Annotated in this window: 21 protein-coding genes; 12 read left to right on the plus strand and 9 right to left on the minus strand. The window is 57.6% G+C overall.

Features of this window, described 5'->3' with window-relative positions:
* Positions 1-231: 231 nt before the first annotated feature.
* Positions 232-771, plus strand: a complete 540-nt coding sequence (locus ACOTTU_RS05750) for a flavodoxin domain-containing protein (protein WP_425656521.1) — start codon at positions 232-234, stop codon at positions 769-771.
* Between the two features lie 27 nt (positions 772-798).
* Here ACOTTU_RS05750 and ACOTTU_RS05755 read toward each other — a convergent pair whose 3' ends face one another.
* The 7 genes from ACOTTU_RS05755 to ACOTTU_RS05785 all read right to left on the minus strand — a co-directional run bounded on the left by ACOTTU_RS05755 (position 799) and on the right by ACOTTU_RS05785 (position 6,138).
* Positions 799-1,434 (minus strand): NapC/NirT family cytochrome c, encoded by a 636-nt coding sequence (locus ACOTTU_RS05755; RefSeq protein WP_298916894.1) that lies wholly within the window; start codon positions 1,432-1,434, stop codon positions 799-801.
* The gene (locus tag ACOTTU_RS05760) at positions 1,434-1,898 is read right to left on the minus strand and encodes a nitrate reductase cytochrome c-type subunit (RefSeq protein WP_425656522.1); all 465 of its coding nucleotides are present in this window, start codon (positions 1,896-1,898) and stop codon (positions 1,434-1,436) included. Before ACOTTU_RS05760 ends, ACOTTU_RS05755 begins: the two co-directional genes overlap by 1 nt.
* Positions 1,899-1,902: 4 nt before the next feature.
* Positions 1,903-4,407 (minus strand): nitrate reductase catalytic subunit NapA, encoded by a 2,505-nt coding sequence (gene napA, locus ACOTTU_RS05765; RefSeq protein WP_425656524.1) that lies wholly within the window; start codon positions 4,405-4,407, stop codon positions 1,903-1,905.
* A complete protein-coding gene (locus tag ACOTTU_RS05770) occupies positions 4,404-4,691 on the minus strand; it encodes a chaperone NapD (RefSeq protein ID WP_425656526.1) in 288 nt (95 codons plus the stop codon). The genes napA and ACOTTU_RS05770 overlap by 4 nt, the downstream gene beginning before the upstream one ends.
* Positions 4,688-5,248 carry a ferredoxin-type protein NapF gene (locus ACOTTU_RS05775; RefSeq protein ID WP_425656528.1) on the minus strand — a complete coding sequence of 187 codons (561 nt, stop codon included), beginning with the start codon at positions 5,246-5,248 and terminating at the stop codon, positions 4,688-4,690. The genes ACOTTU_RS05770 and ACOTTU_RS05775 overlap by 4 nt, the downstream gene beginning before the upstream one ends.
* The gene (gene napE / locus ACOTTU_RS05780) at positions 5,196-5,375 is read right to left on the minus strand and encodes a periplasmic nitrate reductase, NapE protein (RefSeq protein WP_298916904.1); all 180 of its coding nucleotides are present in this window, start codon (positions 5,373-5,375) and stop codon (positions 5,196-5,198) included. Before napE ends, ACOTTU_RS05775 begins: the two co-directional genes overlap by 53 nt.
* Positions 5,376-5,466: 91 nt before the next feature.
* Positions 5,467-6,138: a Crp/Fnr family transcriptional regulator gene (locus ACOTTU_RS05785; protein ID WP_425656530.1), complete on the minus strand. Its 672-nt coding sequence runs from the start codon at positions 6,136-6,138 to the stop codon at positions 5,467-5,469.
* Between the two features lie 388 nt (positions 6,139-6,526).
* Here ACOTTU_RS05785 and ACOTTU_RS05790 point away from each other — a divergent pair, with 388 nt between their 5' ends.
* The gene (locus ACOTTU_RS05790; RefSeq protein WP_425656532.1) at positions 6,527-7,012 is read left to right on the plus strand and encodes a DoxX family protein; all 486 of its coding nucleotides are present in this window, start codon (positions 6,527-6,529) and stop codon (positions 7,010-7,012) included.
* A 59-nt stretch (positions 7,013-7,071) separates the two neighbouring features.
* Here ACOTTU_RS05790 and ACOTTU_RS05795 read toward each other — a convergent pair whose 3' ends face one another.
* Together ACOTTU_RS05795 and ACOTTU_RS05800 are read right to left on the minus strand one after the other, a co-directional pair.
* Positions 7,072-7,773, minus strand: coding sequence for an MOSC domain-containing protein (locus ACOTTU_RS05795; RefSeq protein WP_425656534.1), 702 nt, complete (start codon positions 7,771-7,773; stop codon positions 7,072-7,074).
* A 236-nt stretch (positions 7,774-8,009) separates the two neighbouring features.
* Positions 8,010-8,921, minus strand: coding sequence for a LysR substrate-binding domain-containing protein (locus tag ACOTTU_RS05800; RefSeq protein ID WP_298916912.1), 912 nt, complete (start codon positions 8,919-8,921; stop codon positions 8,010-8,012).
* A 113-nt stretch (positions 8,922-9,034) separates the two neighbouring features.
* Between ACOTTU_RS05800 and ACOTTU_RS05805 the strand changes: the two genes are divergently transcribed.
* From ACOTTU_RS05805 to ACOTTU_RS05850, 10 genes are all read left to right on the plus strand, one after another.
* Positions 9,035-10,093: a dipeptidase gene (locus ACOTTU_RS05805; RefSeq protein ID WP_425656536.1), complete on the plus strand. Its 1,059-nt coding sequence runs from the start codon at positions 9,035-9,037 to the stop codon at positions 10,091-10,093.
* 48 nt (positions 10,094-10,141) lie between these two features.
* A complete protein-coding gene (locus ACOTTU_RS05810; protein ID WP_425656538.1) occupies positions 10,142-11,740 on the plus strand; it encodes an ABC transporter substrate-binding protein in 1,599 nt (532 codons plus the stop codon).
* Positions 11,741-12,796 carry an ABC transporter permease gene (locus tag ACOTTU_RS05815; RefSeq protein WP_298916918.1) on the plus strand — a complete coding sequence of 352 codons (1,056 nt, stop codon included), beginning with the start codon at positions 11,741-11,743 and terminating at the stop codon, positions 12,794-12,796.
* Positions 12,793-13,719, plus strand: a complete 927-nt coding sequence (locus ACOTTU_RS05820) for an ABC transporter permease (RefSeq protein WP_425656540.1) — start codon at positions 12,793-12,795, stop codon at positions 13,717-13,719. The genes ACOTTU_RS05815 and ACOTTU_RS05820 overlap by 4 nt, the downstream gene beginning before the upstream one ends.
* A complete protein-coding gene (locus ACOTTU_RS05825; protein WP_425656541.1) occupies positions 13,716-14,570 on the plus strand; it encodes an ABC transporter ATP-binding protein in 855 nt (284 codons plus the stop codon). The genes ACOTTU_RS05820 and ACOTTU_RS05825 overlap by 4 nt, the downstream gene beginning before the upstream one ends.
* Positions 14,567-15,316, plus strand: coding sequence for an ABC transporter ATP-binding protein (locus ACOTTU_RS05830; protein ID WP_425656543.1), 750 nt, complete (start codon positions 14,567-14,569; stop codon positions 15,314-15,316). Before ACOTTU_RS05825 ends, ACOTTU_RS05830 begins: the two co-directional genes overlap by 4 nt.
* A 166-nt stretch (positions 15,317-15,482) precedes the next feature.
* Entirely contained in the window at positions 15,483-15,776 is a 294-nt protein-coding gene (locus ACOTTU_RS05835; protein WP_298916924.1) for a ribbon-helix-helix domain-containing protein, read from the plus strand.
* Positions 15,777-15,882: 106 nt separating this feature from the next.
* Entirely contained in the window at positions 15,883-16,278 is a 396-nt protein-coding gene (locus tag ACOTTU_RS05840) for a VOC family protein (RefSeq protein ID WP_425656545.1), read from the plus strand.
* 49 nt (positions 16,279-16,327) lie between these two features.
* A complete protein-coding gene (locus ACOTTU_RS05845; RefSeq protein WP_425656546.1) occupies positions 16,328-16,852 on the plus strand; it encodes a Twin-arginine translocation pathway signal in 525 nt (174 codons plus the stop codon).
* 24 nt (positions 16,853-16,876) lie between these two features.
* Positions 16,877-18,448, plus strand: a complete 1,572-nt coding sequence (locus ACOTTU_RS05850) for a GMC family oxidoreductase (RefSeq protein WP_425656548.1) — start codon at positions 16,877-16,879, stop codon at positions 18,446-18,448.
* The last annotated feature ends 249 nt before the right edge of the window (positions 18,449-18,697 follow it).

Consider the following 18,697-nt stretch of genomic DNA (forward strand, 5'->3'; position numbering starts at 1 on the left):
CAATTTTGCAGTATATTTCAAGTGATGGTTGTATTGTCGGTCATGAGTACTCCCCAATTGAAATATTCTGCGCAACCAGCCTCATCCGTAGATTGATCTAGAGCAAAGTCACTCCCCGGAGCAGGGGGTAGTGTTGTGACGCGCGAGGGATTTTTCAGACATGACTGAGCACCTCTACTGCCTGTGATGTGAGAAATGGTTTTCTCGCCCTTTTTTGAAGAGGAGGAAGGCATGACCACGATGATCGTTTATGCGACGATAGAGGGCCAGACGGGAAAAATCGCCCGGTTCGTAGAAGATCAACTGCGCCGTCAGGATATTGCGGTTCAAGTTGTCGATGCAGGAGACAAGGCGGTCTCGGTTTCCTTTGAGGGGGTCGACAAGGTCATTCTCGCCGCGTCGGTGCATGAACGCCGCCATCCGAAACCTTTCGAAGTTTTCCTGACCGCGCATCGGCACGAGCTGGCCCCGATCGATACGCTTTTGCTGTCTGTCAGTCTGAGCGCTGCCTTCCCGGAAGGCCTTGAAGAGGCCAGGGAATATGTGATCGAGATGAACATGCGCACCGATATGAAAGCCGACAGGGACGTGCTTGTGGCGGGGGCCGTTCGAACCAATCAATATGATTTTTACGCCCGCCAGGTTCTGCGGCACGTCGTTCTGCGCGACAAGGACTTCGATCCCAATGTGGAAGAATACGAGTTTACCGATTGGGACGCGCTGGCCGTAGAGGTTTCAAAATTTATAGAACCGGCCACATCGGCCGCGTGATCCGGGGGCGCTTCCCCCACATGGGGATCAGTCGGAGCTTTCCAGATAGGCTTTGAGGGCAACCCGGTCGTCATCCGGTCGAAGTCTTGCACTGCCCATATCGGGCAATTCATGCGCAATGCCCTTGTGACAGGAAATGCAGGTCTTTTCGCCCGTCAGCAGGAACCGTTCATGCGCCTCCGAGGCGCGTTTGCTCTGCAAGGTGATGTCCATGCTCTCAGCGGAATGGCAATTGCGGCATTCCAGGCTGTCATTGGCCTCAAAGCGGGCCCATTCGTGCTGGGCCAGTTCCAAACGCTTTTCAAGAAACTTTTCCCGAGTGCTGATGGTGCCGAAAATCTTGCCATAAACCTCTTTGGAGGCGGCCATCTTGCGGGCAATTTTCGAGGTCCAGGCGTGCGGAACATGGCAGTCGGGGCAGGTTGCACGGACGCCAGAGGCATTGGAGTAATGCACGGTGGGTTGCAGTTCGACAAAAACATTGTCCCGCATTTCATGGCAACTGACGCAGAATTCTTCGGTATTGGTCAGTTCCAGGGCCGTATTGAAACCGCCCCAGAAAATCACGCCCATGACAAACCCGCCCATGGTCAGAAACCCAAGGGACAAATGGGTTGCGGGCCTGCGCATGATCCACCAGATGCGGGAAATCAGGCCACGCATCAGTTATTGCCCCCACCATGCGACTGTATGTAGTCGAGAACCTGATCCACATCGACAAATGTGTTGTCCAGCTTTGGTGCGGCTTCGGACTGCGGCACGTGACATTGAGTGCAAAAGAAACGACGTGGGGACACAGAGGCGAGGAATTGGCCTTCGCGGTCCATGAAGTGGGTAATCGACACCATCGGCGCCTGGCTGACGTCGATTGCGGAGCGCGCGTGACAGGTCAGGCATTGATTGTAATTGGTGTCGATCTGATAGCCGTCAATCTTGTGAGGGATCACGGGGGGCTGTTCGGGGTAGTTGCGCACCTGACGAATATCCGAGTTGACGACCTTGGGAATGACTGGTGCGCGCTCGGTCTCATCCAGTGGTGCCGTGCCGCGCAGCGTGGCCACCTGGTTTTGCGCGGCAGCTGCGGTGACAGACAGTGCAACCAGGATCGGAATATAGAGCTTTTTCATGATCTTACCCCACCACCGGCTCAATTTTGACGGCGCATTTCTTGAAATCGGTCTGTTTCGAAATCGGGTCCGTGGCATCCAGTGTCACCTTGTTGATCAACTGACTGGCGTCGAACCATGGCACAAAGACCAACCCGCGTGGCGGCTTGTTGCGTCCCCGGGTTTCAACGCGCGTGATGATCTCGCCGCGCCGCGAGGCGACCCGCACTTCGGATCCACGCCTGAGACCCTGCGCCTTGGCGTCATCGGGGTGCATGTAGCACAGCGCATCCGGGACGGCCTTGTATAGTTCCGGCACCCGTTGCGTCATGGAGCCCGAGTGCCAATGCTCCAGCACACGGCCCGTTGAGAGCCAGAAGGGATATTCGTCATCCGGGCTTTCGGCCGCAGGCTCAAAGGGCAGGGCAAAGATGACCGCCCGCCCGTCCGGTTTGCCGTAGAAATCGAAATCCGAGCCCGGTTTGGCGTAAGGGTCGGAACCCTCCTTGAATCGCCAGAGTGTTTCCTTGCCGTCCACAACCGGCCAGCGCAGCCCGCGCGTTTCGTGATAGGTCTCGAAGGGTGCCAGATCATGGCCATGCCCGCGCCCAAACCGGGCGTATTCCTCAAAAAGGCCTTTCTGGATGTAGAAACCGAATTCGGCCGCTTCATGGTTTTCATAGTCTGTGCTGGTCTCTTCCAGCGGGAAGGCGTCAACCTGACCATTGGCGAAAAGCACGTCGTAAAGCGTCTTGCCTTTGTATTCAGGGTTGGCATTCAGGATATCCGCCTCCCAAACCTCATCGGTCGTGAAGCGTTTGGAAAACTCGACCAGTTGCCACAGATCGGACCGGCTCTCACCCGGCGCGTCCACCAGCTGGTGCCAGAATTGCGTACGCCGCTCTGCATTGCCATAAGCGCCTTCCTTTTCCACCCACATCGCGGTGGCCAGGATCAGGTCTGCGGCCTCTGCAGTGACGGTGGGGTAAGCATCCGAGACAACGATGAAGTTGTCCGGGTTGCGGTATCCGGGATAGCCTTCTTCGAGCATGTTCGGGGCGGCTTGCATGTTGTTATTGACCTGCACCCAGTAGCAATTGATCTTACCGTCTTTCAGCAGCCGGTTCTGCAACACCGCGTGCGCGCCGACCTTGCCGGGGATCGTACCAGCGGGCAGTTTCCAAATCTCTTCTGCGAACTTGCGATGCTCCTCATTGGCGACCACCAGATCAGCCGGCAGGCGGTGGGAAAACGTTCCCACCTCCCGCGCGGTGCCACAGGCGGATGGTTGACCTGTGAGGGAGAAAGGGGAGTTCCCGGGGGTCGAGATTTTCCCGGTCAAAAGATGGATATTGTAGATCATGTTGTTGACCCAGACACCGCGTGTGTGCTGGTTCACGCCCATGGTCCACAGCGACATCACCTTGGTGTCGGGGTCGGCATAGAGTTTTGCCATTTCCTCCAGACGATGCGCTGGCACGCCCGACATTTCGGCGGCATATTCAAGCGTGTAGGGTTTCACGAAGGCTGCAAAGTCCTCGAACGTCATCTCGGAAGACCCGCCCACCTTGTCGTTGTTCGTGGCGGCCTGTTCCAGCGGATGTTCAGGCCGCAGCCCGTAGCCGATATCCGGATTTCCCAGGCGGAAATTGACATGTTTGCCGACGAAATCATGGTTCACCGCATCGTTTTCGATCAGATAGTTGGCGATGTAATTGAGGATCACCAGATCGGTCTGCGGCGTGAACACCATGGGGATATCGGCCAGATCGAAACTGCGGTGTTTGAAGGTCGACAGCACAGCAACCTTTACATGTGGGTGGCTGAACTTGCGATCCGCGATGCGCGTCCAGAGAATTGGGTGCATCTCTGCCATGTTTGACCCCCAGAGCACGAAAGCATCCGCATTCTCGAAATCATCATAACAGCCCATCGGCTCGTCGATGCCGAAGGTGCGCATGAACCCCCCCACGGCCGAGGCCATGCAGTGCCGCGCATTCGGGTCGATGTTGTTCGACCGGAACCCTGCTTTCATCAATTTTGACGCGGCATAGCCTTCCCAGACGGTCCACTGGCCGGAGCCGAACATGCCGATGCCCTTGGGGCCTTTGTCCTTCAGGGCCGCTTTCCATTTCTCGGCCATGATGTCGAAAGCTTCGTCCCATGAGACGGGCGTGAATTCCCCCTCCTTGTCGTAGACCCCATCGGTTTTGCGCAACAACGGTTGGGTCAGGCGGTCCGCGCCGTACATGATCTTGGACAGGAAATAGCCTTTGACGCAATTCAGGCCGCGATTGACAGGTGCTTTGCTGTCGCCATGGGTTGCCACGACACGTCCCGCTTTCGTGGCGACCATGATCGAACAGCCCGTACCGCAGAACCGGCAGGGTGCTTTGGACCATTTCAATTCCGTCAACTCCGCGTCGGTCACAAGGTTCTGCGCCGAGGCAGGTATCGCAACACCTGCTGCGGCGGCCGCAGCCGCGACGGCCTGGGCCTTGATGACGGCACGGCGGGTAAGATCGGTCATGCTGGGTTCCCTTCAGCTGGCTGTAACGGCGGGGCTTTGGCGAGAGCCTCCGCGTGGTGATAAACCAGAGCAGCGCTGACAACGCCGTCCAGAAGTTGAATGTCTGTGAGTGCCTGAACGATCACGCTCTCGTCTGGCGTTTCCAGAACGACGATGATCTTGCCGACCGCATCCGCGTGGGCCACGTCAGCGATCGTCATAGCGGATAGTTTCGATACCACCTGGGGGACCAGATCAGGCCGCGCCGTGACCAGCAGGCTCGAAATATGGACCTGTTCCGTCATGCCGCATCAGCCCTGATAAATGGTTTCAGAGAGATGGCTGATGTCGGGCAGGCCGCGACGCACATGCCGCAACTTGTACAGGTTTCCTGATCGATGCGAAGCGTGCCGACGGGTGGGTGGTTCATATCAAACCGCAGTGCCTCTACGTCGCAGAAATCCGTGCAGAGCTGGCATGAAACACCGCTTTGCAAAAGACAGCTGGCTGACACAATTACATCCGCGTTCCAAGCGGGTCCGTCGGTGACCTTGAAAACTTCGTGAGTGCAGGCCTCTGCGCATTCTCCGCAGAATGTGCAGCCGGTTTCAGTAAAATCCACTGCAGGCTTCCGATCGGCGTCCAAGTGCAAAATATCTTCCGGGCAGGCCGTCACACAGTCGCCACAAGAGGTGCAGGATCGCAGGCTCAGCTGCGTTACCCAAGGCGGACGCAGGGGCAGTTCTGTCGGTCGCGGTGTCCCGCGCAGGAATTGCCGACGGTTGATCCCGGATGGTTTCATGCGCGCCTCAATGGCTCGGAGGCCCGAGCAAAAGCTGCGACATCCAGATTGTGAAGCCATAGCCGCCAACAAGGACGACGCTCAGAATTGGGGCCAGGAATACCGCCAGAAAAACGAATGTTCGGCGTTCTTCGGCTTTGCTTGCTACATACGCTTCCGTTGGAACCGTTTCGCTGTCTTGGGTCACGCGACTCTCCCGTGCTAAGCGTCCACGGTAGGTCAGCTGCGATGAGCTTGCCTTGACTTATGTCAAGTGATTTCGGTTTTTTGCGGTGAGGTCATTCGCTGTCGAGGAATCTTATCAGATTTTCGATATCGTCGATGGTGACGCGGGTTGCGTCGACCCGGACACCGTGTTCTTTCAGCCTGTTGAACGAGCGGGAAAGCGTTTCCGGCGTCATTCCCAGCACACCGGCGATGACGACCTTGTCATAGGGCAACTGAACGGTGGCTGATCCGGTTGGCCCGTCGCACAGAGCGACCAGAAACCGTGCCACGCGCTTTCGCGCAGAACTTGCCTTGAGTTGCGCCACCTGATCGACCAGCTCATGCAGATGCTTGTAGGTGGCGGCCAATACAGCACCAATCGTTTCCTGCGATTGCATCAGGGTGGCGCGAATTGTCTCGCAGCCAAATGCCAGATAGCGGCTGTCGGTGAGGGCGGTGCAGGTGACCGGATATTCATTCGGGCTGAAGGCCAGCGCGGTTGCGATGCTGTCCCCGGGTCTTTGAATGGCAACAACCGCTTCATTGCCCTGTCCATCAATGCGGGACAGTTTCAGCTGTCCTGCCAGGACGACGTAAACATTGACGGCAGGGTCACCTTCACGGAACAGGACCTCCTGGGCATTCAGGCGCCCGGATTGCGCGATCTTGAGCAGCGTTCTTGCCGATGCTTCTGGCATGTTGCGCAGCAGCACAGAGCCCATTGCGACGGATTGATCAGTCATGCGCGGCCCACCGGAGTGTTCAAATTGATCCCCTCTTCATCTTTGCTGGTGACAAGGTATCAGCAGATTGACGTAAAAACAGGGGGCAAGCCACCGCTACAAATTTAGCGATACAATTTCGGCTATGAATTCGGAGCGGGCAGTCCCCCTGAGAAGGAACGCAGGAGGGGTCGCTTCCCCTCAATTTCTGATCTCTCTTGCCATGCGGTGTGCCACCGTCCTTGCACGCAACGCGACGGCCGCTGGAAGGGTTGCCGCATCGCGCCGCCGACAGCCGCAATCTGTCTAAAAGTCCTACTTTCTTCGACACGCACAATTAGCGGCTTGCAACACTATATTAATCTTTGGTGTCTAGCCGAGATCTGCAAACCGAAGGTGAGAGCTGGTCATGAATTCGCAGGTAACTACACGCCAGGCGTTCGCGCTTATGGCGCTCCGCATCAGTCTTGGGATGCTGCTGGTCTGGTGGGGCCTTTCTAAGGTCGTTAAGCCAGGCATGGGCGTCAAGATTCAAGACAAGTTCTACTTTGGGTTCTTTCCCAGCGAAAACCTGCAATATGTATTTGGGTATTTAGAACTGCTCATTGGATCGCTTGTCGTCCTGGGCCTCTTTCGAACATATGCTGTGCTGGCTCAGCTTTTGGTCACCGGTTTTTCCGCGCTGACAATTTGGTCAGCCTTGCTTGATCCCTTCGCGCTCTGGTTGCCGGTCAGCAAGGTTTCAGGAATGCAGCATCTCTTTTACCCAAGCGTTATCGCCCTTTGCGGTGCAGCTGTGATGCTCGCATTTCGCAGTCAGGATCGCTTCAATCTTGATCAGTTTATCCAGCATCGTAGGCGCAACGCCATAAGCTCCACTGTCCCAGCAGAGTAACACCTTCGGATCATTGGTGCGAACGTTCGCTTTTCCCGCACCTTACCGACATGGGAAGATCAAATACTAGGGCCCTTTAGCCGGCGGTCAGTATTTTCATGGGTTTGGCCAGCCGCCATTGCTTCAAAGGCGGTTCTCCAACCGTCCGCCAATTCCGCAACACGCGCGAGCTTCCTTGCGTTTTCCGCAGAGATTTTGCGTGACAAGCGGGCTCTGGTGACAAAAGCGACCGTCCAGGACGGGTTTGGGCGGTCCACCAGTTTGATTTCGTCCCCCACCGCGACTGATCCGGTTTCAAGCACGCGGTAATACCAGCCGGTACGCCCGGATTTCTGGAATTGATAGGCCATGGCGTCATTCGCCGTGTAGGCGTTCAGCTTCCAGCAAGGTTGCCGACCTTGACTGATCTGGATCAGTGCTGACCCTAAGTGGAAGATATCGCCGATGCAGATTTGGTCCTCCGTCAGGCCAAATGTGGAGATATTCTCGCCAAAGGCGGCGGGGGTCTGATCCTGAGGGATCATCCCTTCTTTCTGCCAGGCGGCGTAATGATCCGCCGCGTAGTGATGCAGTGCTTTGTCTGCGCCGCCATGAACACTCAGATCTGCCTGGGCGTCATTTTCGAATCCCAAGGACGTGATCACTTGTTTCCCGCTGACAGCAGTCTTGTGGATTGCGGAAGCGGGCTTGTCTCGCCAGGGGATCTGGATTTTTCCGGTGAAGAGACCGGTGATGGCCGTTTTCAGGTCAGGGGGCGTCATGTGGTGTCCTGTTCTATGCCGGCTGCGTCAGCGGTTTTGACAGCCATCGGCTCGTTGAGACGATCTGGTGTAGCGTGCCCCGACGGCGTTTAGCTTTGCCCGGTGCGTTTGCCAGTTGCGGAAGATTTCAGTTGCTATTGTCGTCGCTGGCATTGGTTTTGCAAATGGGAAAACGAATTGCAAATAGCAATTGGCAGGGAGCATCGATGTCGCTTGCGCGGGATGGCTTCGTGCCGTCATCCTTTGCGCGAAAACGGGTCAGGGGGTGTGTTCAGCCGCAAATGGCGCATGAATGCTCGCGCAATTCGGGGGACGGGGCGCGTGTCCGAGGTCACAAAATAGCTCTGATACCGGATCGCTGACTGGAACGGCACAAAGGCCAGATCATCGGAGCGGTAGTGATAAAGCGGGAAGGGGTTGATGACGGTCAGTCCCAATCCTTCCTTCGCCAGATCCGCTGCCGCGAATGAGGTCGAAACCTCTGCAACGATGCGGGGTGCGCTTCTGCTCTGATGCAGCAGCCTTTCCAGTTGCCCACGCCGTGCGTGACGGTGTGTGAGGGCGATCATGTTGTGCTCATGCAGGTCTTGCGGCTCAATCCCGGACCGCTCCGCCAGCGGGTGATCATGCGGCATCACGCAGACCGCCTGCGACAGCCGGTAGGGAAGCAGTTTGACCCCGGCGCGGCTTTGCTCAACGCCGGTGACGCCAAGGTCGAACCGGTCATCCAGAATGCCGCGCGTGACTTCTTCGGAGGTATTCACCTCGAAGCTCACAAAGAAATTCGGATTCATTGTCAAAAAGCTGTTGATCAGCGAGATCAGGAAACGATGCGCATAGGTCGGGGGCGCGATGAGCCTTAAGGTCTCCTGAACGGGTTCGGCCGGGCCATCAATCCGGTCGAGTGCTTCAAAGAGCGGATCAAGGCGCCGGTTCAGACGCACCGCCTCCTGGGTGGGGCGCAGCCTGCCGGCCTCGCGTTCGAACAAGGCAGTGCCGAGGCGGTCCTCAAGGTTGGCGATGGATCGGCTGACGGCTGATTGCGACAGACCCAGATGATGAGCGGCCCCGGTTGTGGTGCCGGACTGCATCAGCGCGCGCAACGCGTTGTATTCCGGTATGGAATGCCAGGTTTTTGACTTGCTCACGCAGTATCCTTTAAAGCCACTAGCTCTATGAGTAAAACGCATAGCATTTCCTCTAACCAATGCAAAAAACTTTTGGTTACTGTGGCGATGTGGGAAAATTCGGGGGTTCTTCAGTGCCAGACACTGCACCGCTCATCTTTGACGGACATAATGACGTATTGCTGAAACTGTTCCGCGCAGGTGGGGTTGCACAGGCCGATCTTTTCGTGAACGGGCGCGACGGTGCTGTCGATTTGCCCAAAGCGGTCCAGGGTGGTTTTGGCGGTGGGTTTTTCGCCGTCTACGTGTCCTCGCCGACCGATCTTGATTTCAAGTTCCAGGAAATGACCAAGGACACCTACGACCTTCCTTTGCCGGAAGAAATTGAATGGGAAGACGCCATCCCGGTGGTGGCGTCGCAGGCGGCGATCCTCTTCGAGTTGGAACGCAAAGGCGCATTGAAGGTCTGCCGGAGCGTGAAAGATATCCGCAGCGCGTTCACCGATGACAAGATTGCCGCAATATTTCATATCGAAGGGGCGGAAGGAATCGACGCCGATTTGCACATGCTGGATGTGCTCTATGCTGCGGGTCTTCGGTCTATTGGCCCGGTGTGGAGCCGCCCCACGATTTTCGGCCATGGCGTGCCATTTCGGTTTCCGTCGACGCCGGACATTGGAGATGGTCTGACCGATCACGGTATCCGGCTGGTCAAGCGTTGTAATGCGCTTGGCATCATGGTGGATCTGTCTCATCTGAACGAGGCGGGTTTTTGGGATGTGGCGCGGCATTCCGATGCACCGCTGGTGGCCACCCATTCCAATGCCCACGCGATCTGCCATCATGCGCGCAATCTGACGGATGATCAGCTGCGTGCGATTGCCGAGAGCGATGGTATGGTGGGCCTGAATTTCGCTGTTGCCTTCCTGCGTGAAGACGGCAAGATGCTGGCGGATGTCCCGCTCAGTCAGGTGCTGCGGCATCTGGATCATCTCATCAGTATATTGGGAGAAGACCGCGTCGGACTGGGGTCCGATTACGACGGAGCAGTCGTTCCGGAAGACTTGACGACAATCGCCGAGCTTCCGAAACTTCGAGAAGTAATGGCAGAGCACGGATATGATGACACGCTCATCAGGAAACTGTGCCACGAAAACTGGCTGCGTGTCCTTGAAAAGACCTGGGGGTCTTGAGGGCGCGATTGGCCGGGAAAACAAATACCAACAGAAAGAGGATAGATCATGAATGCTTTTAACAGACTGATGACCGGTGCCGCCCTTGGATTGGCGCTTGCGGTCACGTCAGCCCCAATGGGGATCGCTGAAACACCTGCGAACATGCTGGTGATTGCCAACCGGATTGACGACATTACCACGCTGGACCCGGCAGAAAGCTTTGAGTTCGCGGGCTCCGACGTCAGCCGCAATGTCTATCAGAAACTTGTCAATTTCGACCCGATGAACCTGGATGCAGGCTACCAGCCCGAGGTGGCGGAAAGCTGGACGGTTTCGGACGACGGCAAAACCATCGCCTTCACCATTCGCGATGGTTTGACGTTCCATTCCGGCAATCCGGTGACGGCGGCGGACGTTGAATTTTCCTTGCGCCGCGCGGTGATCCTGAACAAGACACCTGCGTTCATTCTGACGCAGTTTGGCTTTACCGCAGACAACGTCGAACAGACCATTGTGGCAGATGGCAATACCGTCACGATCACGACAGACAAGCCCTATGCGACCTCTTTTGTGCTCAACTGCCTGACCTCGACCATCGGTGGTATCGTGGATATGAAAACCGTCATGGCCAATGAGGCTGACGGCGACATGGGCAATACTTGGCTGAAGACAAATTCAGCCGGATCAGGGGCTTACAAGCTGGTGAGCTGGAAGCCAAACGAGAGTGTCACGCTGCAATCAAACCCTGATTTCTATCTTGGCGCCCCGGCAATGGAACGCGTGATCGTGCGCCATGTGCAGGAAAGCGCCTCTCAACGCCTGCTGCTGGAACGCGGCGACATAGATATGGCCCGCAACCTCAACCCCGAAGACATCGCGGGTGCACGTGGCGCAGAGGGTGTTGTCATCACTGACGAACTGCGCGGGCGTTTGATGTATGTTTCCATGAACCAGAAACACCCCGAGCTGTCGAAGCCCGAAGTGCGTCAGGCGCTGAAGTACCTGATTGACTACAAAGGCATGGAAGGAAGTTTCCTGAACGGCCAGTATGTGATCCACCAGAACTTCCTGCCGCGTACTTTCCTGGGGGCCGTGGATGAAAACCCGTTCTCGCTCAACGTGGAGAAAGCCAAGGAACTGCTGGCGGCTGCCGGAGTGGAAAGCATGGAGCTTGAGGTGGGCGTGCGTGAAGCGCAAGAGCGCATCGAGATTGCACAGACGCTGCAAAACACCTTTGCGCAGGCGGGCATCAAGCTGAACATTACGGTCGGCACCGCTAAACAGATCCTCGCACGCTACCGGGCGCGGGAATTGGATGTCTATCTGGGTGCATGGGGGCCGGATTATCCCGATCCGCACACAAACGCTGGCACTTTCGCTTACAACCCGGACAATTCTGACGAAGCTCAGGCGACAGGTCTGCTGGCCTGGCGCAACAGCTGGGACACGGGCGGGTTGACGGAGAAAACGGCCGCAGCCGTGGTAGAGAACGACCGCGATGTGCGCAGTGGCATGTACGCGGAAATTCAGGCCACTTTCCGTGAAACCGCTCCCTTCGCGGTGATGTTCCAGAAGATCGAGCAGACCGCGCAACGTGAAAACGTGGCAAACGTCAACCTTGGGGGTGCGACCACAGCGGTATCCTACTGGCCGATCACCAAGTAAATGGCCATCACAGACACCAATGGGGGGCGCCGCCGGGCGCCTCTCGCTTCGTGGATCAAGGGGACTTGTCTGACGCTCGGTTCGATTGCCGTGACCATGCTCGGGCTTCTCTTCATCACCTTTATCATCGGGCGCGTGATGCCCATCGACCCGGTTCTGGCGATCGTCGGGGAGCGCGCCTCGCAATCGACCTATGACGCGGTCTACCTGCAACTGGGGTTGGACAAACCCTTGCTGGTCCAGTTTCTGTATTATCTCTGGGACGTCGTGCGCGGCGATTTCGGCATGTCATTGCTGAATGCGCGGCCCGTTTCCGAGGACATTGCGCGGGTGTTTCCCGCCACGCTAGAGCTTGCCACACTGGGTGTCATTATCGGGATCGTTTTGGGTGTGCCTTTGGGGGTGATCGCCGCCGTGCGTCGCGGGTCGTGGATCGACCAGATCGCCCGCGTTGTCGCACTGGTGGGGTATTCCATGCCGATCTTCTGGCTGGGCCTGATGGGTTTGCTGGTTTTCTACGGTATTCTCGGTTGGGTCGGGGGGCCCGGACGCCTCGATATCTTTTATCAGGACATCGTGCCTTCGCGCACGGGTATGATACTGGTCGATAGCGCCATCGCCGGTGACTGGTCGGTGTTCCGAAACGCCTTTTCTCACATCGTGCTGCCAGCAGCGCTTCTGGGGTATTATTCGCTGGCCTATATCAGCCGAATGACCCGGTCTTTCATGCTCGAGCAACTGTCGGCCGAATATGTCACTACCGCCCGCGTCAAAGGCATGTCGGAGCGCGCGGTGATCTGGCGCCATGCCTTTCGCAACATCCGGGTGCAATTGATCACGGTCATCGCGCTGAGCTACGCAAACCTGCTCGAAGGCTCGGTCCTGACGGAGATCATCTTCTCCTGGCCGGGCATCGGCAGCTACATCACCACGGCGCTCCTCAGTGCGGATATGAACGCCGTATTGGGTGGAACGGTTGTGGTCGGGCTGATCTTCATTTGCCTGAACATCCTGTCCGATCTGCTGTACCGCGTCTTTGATCCGAGGTCGAAATGAGTGACATGAGTGCCCCCAACCCAACCTGGCGCGAATGGTTGTTGACCGATGCACCGACGTCGCGCCGCCATGCGCGGCTGGCCAATTTCTATCAGGGCTGGCTGTCGCTGCGCTCCAATACCATGGCGATGTTCGGCCTTGGCATCCTGATTTTCCTGCTGCTGGTCGCGCTCTTTGCCCCGTTTCTCGCGCCTTATGATCCCTTCGTGCAAAGCCTCGGCAACAGGTTACAGCCGATGGGCGCGGAAGGGCATCTGCTAGGCACGGACAGCCTGGGGCGGGACATCCTCAGCCGCCTGATCTATGGGTCGCGCATCACGTTATATATTGTGGCGCTTGTGGCTTTGATTGCACCCGTGGCCGGATTGCTGGTGGGGACGGTGGCAGGTTATGCGGGTGGGTGGACGGACACGATCCTGATGCGGATCACGGATATTTTCCTCGCCTTTCCCCGCCTTGTCCTTGCGCTGGCTTTTGTGGCGGCTTTGGGGGCGGGGATCGAAAACGCGGTGCTGGCAATATCGTTGACCGCCTGGCCGCCTTACGCGCGGATCGCGCGGGCGGAGACGCTGACCATCCGGTCTTCTGACTATATTTCCGCCATTCGGCTGCAAGGGGCAGGGGCGCTCAGGATCATCACGAAACACATATGGCCGCTGTGCATTTCTTCGCTGATCGTGCGGGTCACGCTGGATATGGCGGGCATCATTCTGGCCGCTGCCGGTCTTGGGTTTCTGGGGCTTGGCGCGCAACCGCCCAGTCCCGAATGGGGGGCGATGATTTCCGAAGGCCGCCGTTTCATCCTCGATCACTGGTGGGTCGCCACGGTGCCGGGGCTGGCAATTTTCACTGTCTCGCTGGCCTTTAACCTGCTGGGCGATGGTTTGCGTGACGTGCTTGACCCGAAGGATAGTGGCCAATGAGCCTGCTCGACGTTGAAAACCTCTGGGTCAAATTCCCAACCCGGCAGGGTGTCTTTGATGCGGTGCGCGGCGTGTCTTTTTCGCTGGACCGTGAACGGCTGGGCATCGTCGGGGAAAGCGGATCCGGCAAATCCATGACCGGGCGGGCGATCCTGCGGCTCATTCGCAAACCGGGGATCGTGGAGGCCGATCACATCACCCTTGAAGGCCAGAACCTGCTTGCCTTGAGCGAGCCGCAGATGCGCGAGGTGCGCGGCCAGCGGATTTCCATGGTTATGCAGGACCCGAAATTCTCGCTAAATCCGGTGATGACGGTCGGGGACCAGATCATGGAAGCCTACCTGCTGCATAACAACACCTCCAAGGCGCAGGCGCGGGCGAAATCCATCTCGATGCTGGAAGCCGTCTCCATTCGCGATCCGGAACGGGTGATGCGGGCCTATCCCCACGAGGTGTCGGGTGGCATGGGGCAGCGCATCATGATCGCCATGATGCTGATACCCGATCCGCAAATCCTGATCGCGGACGAACCCACGAGCGCGCTGGATGTGTCGGTGCAGCGGCAGGTTCTCGACATCATGGACGGGCTGGTCAAGGAGCGTGGCATGGGGTTGATCTTCATCAGTCACGATCTGAACCTTGTCTCGGAATTTTGCGACCGGGTGCTGATCATGTATGCGGGCCGGATCGTTGAGGTTTGCGATGCGGACAAATTGCATGAGGCGCAGCACCCCTACACGCGCGGACTGTTGAATTCACTGCCGCGGCTCGATCAGCCGCGTAAGTATCTCGAAGTCCTTAAACGAGATGCGACATGGTCGGATGCACAAAGCGTGCGAGGTGGGAAATGACAGCGCTCAGCATCGAAAATCTCAATGTCTGGTTCGGCGCTGACCATGATCGCGTTGATGCTGTGAAATCCGCAGGGTTCGACGTGGCAATTGGCGAGAGCTTTGGCCTCGTGGGAGAAAGCGGCTCCGGCAAATCCACCATCCTTCGGGCAATCACCGGGCTGGCACCCACATGGTCGGGCGAGATCACCGTGGAAGGCAAAACCCTTCTTGGGGCCAAACGGGATCGGGCGTTCTACAAGACCGTGCAGATGGTATTTCAGGACCCCTACGCCTCGCTACACCCGCGCCACACCGTTGATCAGGTGCTCAGCGAGACCTTGCAACTGCATGGCATGCAGGACATCGATAGGCGGGTCGAAAAGCTGCTCGAAGATGTGGGCTTAGGCAAACGGTTTCGCTTTCGCTACCCGCATCAACTCTCGGGCGGACAACGGCAACGGGTAGCCATTGCGCGCGCGCTGGCCGGAGAGCCGGACATCCTGTTGCTGGACGAACCCACATCAGCGCTGGATGTTTCCGTGCAGGCGGAAATTCTCAATCTGCTTACCGATCTGCGTGACGAACACAAGCTGACCTATCTGATGGTGTCGCATGATCTGCCAGTGATCGGTCATATGTGCGACCGGCTTGCGGTCATGAAGGACGGTGAAATCGTCGAAATCATGATGTCGGATGATTTGCGCAACAGCACCGCCAAACACGCCTATTCCCAATCGCTTCTTGCAGCCTCAGCGGCAATCTAGGCGGTTTTTCAGATCGATCGGAGGCAGTATTCCGGGTGGCGCGTGACCGGTCCGAAAGGTCTAGGTCGTCCAGATGGACGCAGCGGCGTTTTTTTGGTTCAATAGGATCAGATCGACGTCCATCGGGGTACAGCCAGAGACGTTCGGACCAGGGGAGATCAGAAACATGTGCCAGGTATTTGCAGGACAAGATCCACATCGCTATGAACACACGACCCGGCGCTTGCGTCTGAACGGGCAAAGCACGAGCATCCGGCTTGAAAACAGCTTCTGGGACATCCTCGATGAGATCGCCGAAGCGAGCGACCAGTCCACGCCCGCCTTCATTTCCACTCTGCACAGCGAAGTTCTCGAACTGCACGGGGAGCCGTCCAATTTCTCATCGCTTCTGCGCTGCGCCTGTCTTGTGTTTCTGGACAAGAAGAAAGAGGACGCTGCGGTCAAATTCGCGGCTGAATAGCGCGACATCCCAAAAACAGGCTTGGTAGTACTCCGCTACTACCCCCGCCGATCTCCCCGTGTTCTGCTGGTCGCAAGCGAGGACGCTCAAAAAGGGAGAAAGGTTTTTGGCTAAAGCAATTCACAGCATGATCCGTGTGCTCGACGAGGAAAAGTCGGTCGCCTTTTACCGCGACGCCTTTGGGCTGGAGGTCGCCGACCGGTTGGATTTCACCGATTTCACGCTGGTTTACCTGTCCAACAGCGAAACCGCTTTCGAGTTGGAGCTGACTATCAACAAGGGGCAGTCCGAGCCCTATGATCTGGGCAACGGTTACGGCCATCTTGCTGTCTCCGTGGACAACCTGGAAGCGGAACATGCGCGGTTTGAGGCCGCCGGGCTGGCCCCGCGCAAAATCGTGGAATTTGCGCGGGACGGCAAACTCGTCGGCAAGTTCTTTTTCGTGGCTGACCCTGATGGCTATCAGATCGAAGTTCTCGAACGCAGCGGACGCTTTCTCTGACGTTGCCAGCGGGACACAGAAATTCACCAAGATTGAGGGAGGAGACTCAATGACCAACCAACCTAGAGCGAAGGGAATGACCCGTCGCGAGTTGCTCAAAAGCAGCGTTGCGGCAGGCGGTACATTCGTATTGGGAGCCAGCTTTGTCGCAGGCTCGGACGCGGCCTGGGCGATGGAGCTTCAGGCACTGCAACCACACACGATGGCCACGCTGATCCAGATGGCGCGCGATATTTATCCGCATGATCAGGTGCCGGACTTGCATTACGCGGCAGCCGTCAAGGGGTACGACACGGCAGAGGCTGCTCCCGGCATTGAAGCAGGCATTGCAGCACTTGATGCCGCAGCCCAAGGCAAAGGCCATGCCGATTACCTCTCCATCGGGTGGGAGCGCGACAGGGTCGATCTGTTGCGTGCGATGGAAGACAGCGCGTTTTTCCAGCAGATCCGTGGCGGGCTTGTGACCGGTCTTTACAACCAGAAAGACGTCTGGCCGATCTTCGGCTACGAGGGCGAGTCCTTTTCCAAGGGCGGCTACATCGAGCGCGGCTTTGACGACATCAACTGGCTTTGAGCCATAGCAGGGAGGATAAAAACTATGGCTGCACCTTTTGATCTGAACGACGCTTCGGTCGTTGTGGTAATTGGCACTGGCGCGGGCGGCGGCGTGCTGGCAAATGAACTGGCCCAGAAGGGCGTAAGCGTTGTGGCGCTTGAGGCGGGCGGGCGGTATCTGCCCGAGGATTATGTCAACGACGAATGGGAAAGCTTTGGGCAATTGGCCTGGCTGGACCCGCGCACGACCTCGGGCGACTGGCGCGTGGCAAAGGATTTTTCCGGTCTGCCTGCTTGGATCGTGAAAGCCGTTGGGGGCACAACCACCCACTGGGCGGGCGCGTCGTTACGTTTTCAGGACCACGAGTGGAAAGCAAAGACCAACTACGGTGACGTGCAGGGCGCGAACCTGCTGGACTGGCCCATCGACGGGGCCGAGATGGCGCCTTGGTATGATCTGGCCGAGAAAAAGCTCAACGTCACCCGAACCCATGGCAATGCGGGGCTGCCCGGCAATAACAACTACAAGGTCTTCGAGGCAGGGGCCAAGGCGTTGGGGTATGAAGAGGTCCACACCGGGCGCATGGCGATCAACAGTGCCGATACCGAAGACCGGCTGGCCTGTCAGCAAACGGGTTTCTGTTTTCAGGGATGCAAGTGGGGGGCCAAATGGTCGGCTGCCTATACGGACATTCCCGATGGCGAGGCCACCGGCAATCTGGAAGTGCGCGAGAAGGCGCATGTGTTGCGGATCGAGCACGGCGAGGACGGGCTGGTCAACGGTGTTGTCTACGCAGATGCGGACGGCAATGAGCACAAGCAGATGGCGCGTGTGGTCTGCGTTGCGGGGAACTCGTTCGAAAGCCCCCGGATGCTGCTGAATTCAGCGACCTCTATGTACCCTGACGGGCTGGCCAACAGTTCCGGTCAGGTCGGGCGCAACTACATGCGTCACATGACCGGGTCGGTCTACGGTGTCTTCGACAAGCCGGTGAAGATGTGGCGCGGCACGACCATGGCGGGCATCATTCAGGACGAGTCCCGGCATGATCCGTCGCGCGGGTTCGTGGGCGGCTATGAGCTGGAAACGCTTGCCCTGGGTCTGCCGTTCATGGCGGCCTTCCTCGATCCGGGCGGATGGGGGCGTGAATTCACCACCGCGCTCGACATGTATGAAAACATGGCCGGTATGTGGATCGTGGGTGAGGACATGCCGCAGGAAACCAACCGTGTGACGCTGAACCATGACGTCAAGGATCAGTTCGGCATGCCGGTGGTGAATGTCCATTTCGACGACCACCCCAATGACATCGCCATGCGCAACCACGCCTACAAACAGGGGGCTGCGGTTTATGATGCGGTGGGTGCCACCCGGACCTTCCCGACACCGCCCTATCCGTCCACCCATAACCTCGGCACCAATCGGATGTCGGAGAATGCGCGCGACGGGGTGGTGAACAAATGGGGCCAGACCCATGACATCAAGAACCTGTTCATCTCGGACGGCTCGCAGTTCACAACAGGGGCTGCGGAAAACCCGACGCTGACCATTGTGGCTCTGGCCATTCGACAGGCGGATCACCTGGCAAGAGAGCTTTCTGCTCAAAATCTCTGACCACCGACCTTCAACCAAAGGAAAAGCGGCGCGTCCCTGTGCCGCTTTTTTTTGAAACTCGATGCTCATTCGTCGGTAGCGGTTTTAAACGCGTCGAGGTCACTTTGCCGCGTCAAAAAGCAGGTAGTCCAATTGGACAATCCCTGCGATTCGACACGATGTGTTCGTGTGGATAACTGTATTTTGTCATGTCGATTCCATGCGTGCGCGTTGCATTTATCAAGCGCGAATGCAGCGCTCACCCAAAAA

The organism is Roseobacter sp. EG26, from assembly GCF_049830555.1.
GTDB lineage: Bacteria > Pseudomonadota > Alphaproteobacteria > Rhodobacterales > Rhodobacteraceae > Roseobacter.

Coding starts and splice junctions, on each gene's coding strand:
- ACOTTU_RS05825 (WP_425656541.1), top strand. CDS start 13,716: ATGAGCCTGCTCGACGTTGAAAACCTCTGGGTCAAATTCCCAACCCGG.
- ACOTTU_RS05775 (WP_425656528.1), bottom strand. CDS start 5,248: ATGGCTTCACAATCTGGATGTCGCAGCTTTTGCTCGGGCCTCCGAGCC.
- ACOTTU_RS05770 (WP_425656526.1), bottom strand. CDS start 4,691: ATGACGGAACAGGTCCATATTTCGAGCCTGCTGGTCACGGCGCGGCCT.
- ACOTTU_RS05795 (WP_425656534.1), bottom strand. CDS start 7,773: ATGACGCCCCCTGACCTGAAAACGGCCATCACCGGTCTCTTCACCGGA.
- napA (WP_425656524.1), bottom strand. CDS start 4,407: ATGACCGATCTTACCCGCCGTGCCGTCATCAAGGCCCAGGCCGTCGCG.
- ACOTTU_RS05790 (WP_425656532.1), top strand. CDS start 6,527: ATGAATTCGCAGGTAACTACACGCCAGGCGTTCGCGCTTATGGCGCTC.
- ACOTTU_RS05755 (WP_298916894.1), bottom strand. CDS start 1,434: ATGCGTGGCCTGATTTCCCGCATCTGGTGGATCATGCGCAGGCCCGCA.
- ACOTTU_RS05815 (WP_298916918.1), top strand. CDS start 11,741: ATGGCCATCACAGACACCAATGGGGGGCGCCGCCGGGCGCCTCTCGCT.
- ACOTTU_RS05810 (WP_425656538.1), top strand. CDS start 10,142: ATGAATGCTTTTAACAGACTGATGACCGGTGCCGCCCTTGGATTGGCG.
- ACOTTU_RS05845 (WP_425656546.1), top strand. CDS start 16,328: ATGACCAACCAACCTAGAGCGAAGGGAATGACCCGTCGCGAGTTGCTC.
- ACOTTU_RS05760 (WP_425656522.1), bottom strand. CDS start 1,898: ATGAAAAAGCTCTATATTCCGATCCTGGTTGCACTGTCTGTCACCGCA.
- ACOTTU_RS05850 (WP_425656548.1), top strand. CDS start 16,877: ATGGCTGCACCTTTTGATCTGAACGACGCTTCGGTCGTTGTGGTAATT.
- ACOTTU_RS05830 (WP_425656543.1), top strand. CDS start 14,567: ATGACAGCGCTCAGCATCGAAAATCTCAATGTCTGGTTCGGCGCTGAC.
- ACOTTU_RS05785 (WP_425656530.1), bottom strand. CDS start 6,138: ATGACTGATCAATCCGTCGCAATGGGCTCTGTGCTGCTGCGCAACATG.
- ACOTTU_RS05820 (WP_425656540.1), top strand. CDS start 12,793: ATGAGTGACATGAGTGCCCCCAACCCAACCTGGCGCGAATGGTTGTTG.
- ACOTTU_RS05750 (WP_425656521.1), top strand. CDS start 232: ATGACCACGATGATCGTTTATGCGACGATAGAGGGCCAGACGGGAAAA.
- ACOTTU_RS05835 (WP_298916924.1), top strand. CDS start 15,483: ATGTGCCAGGTATTTGCAGGACAAGATCCACATCGCTATGAACACACG.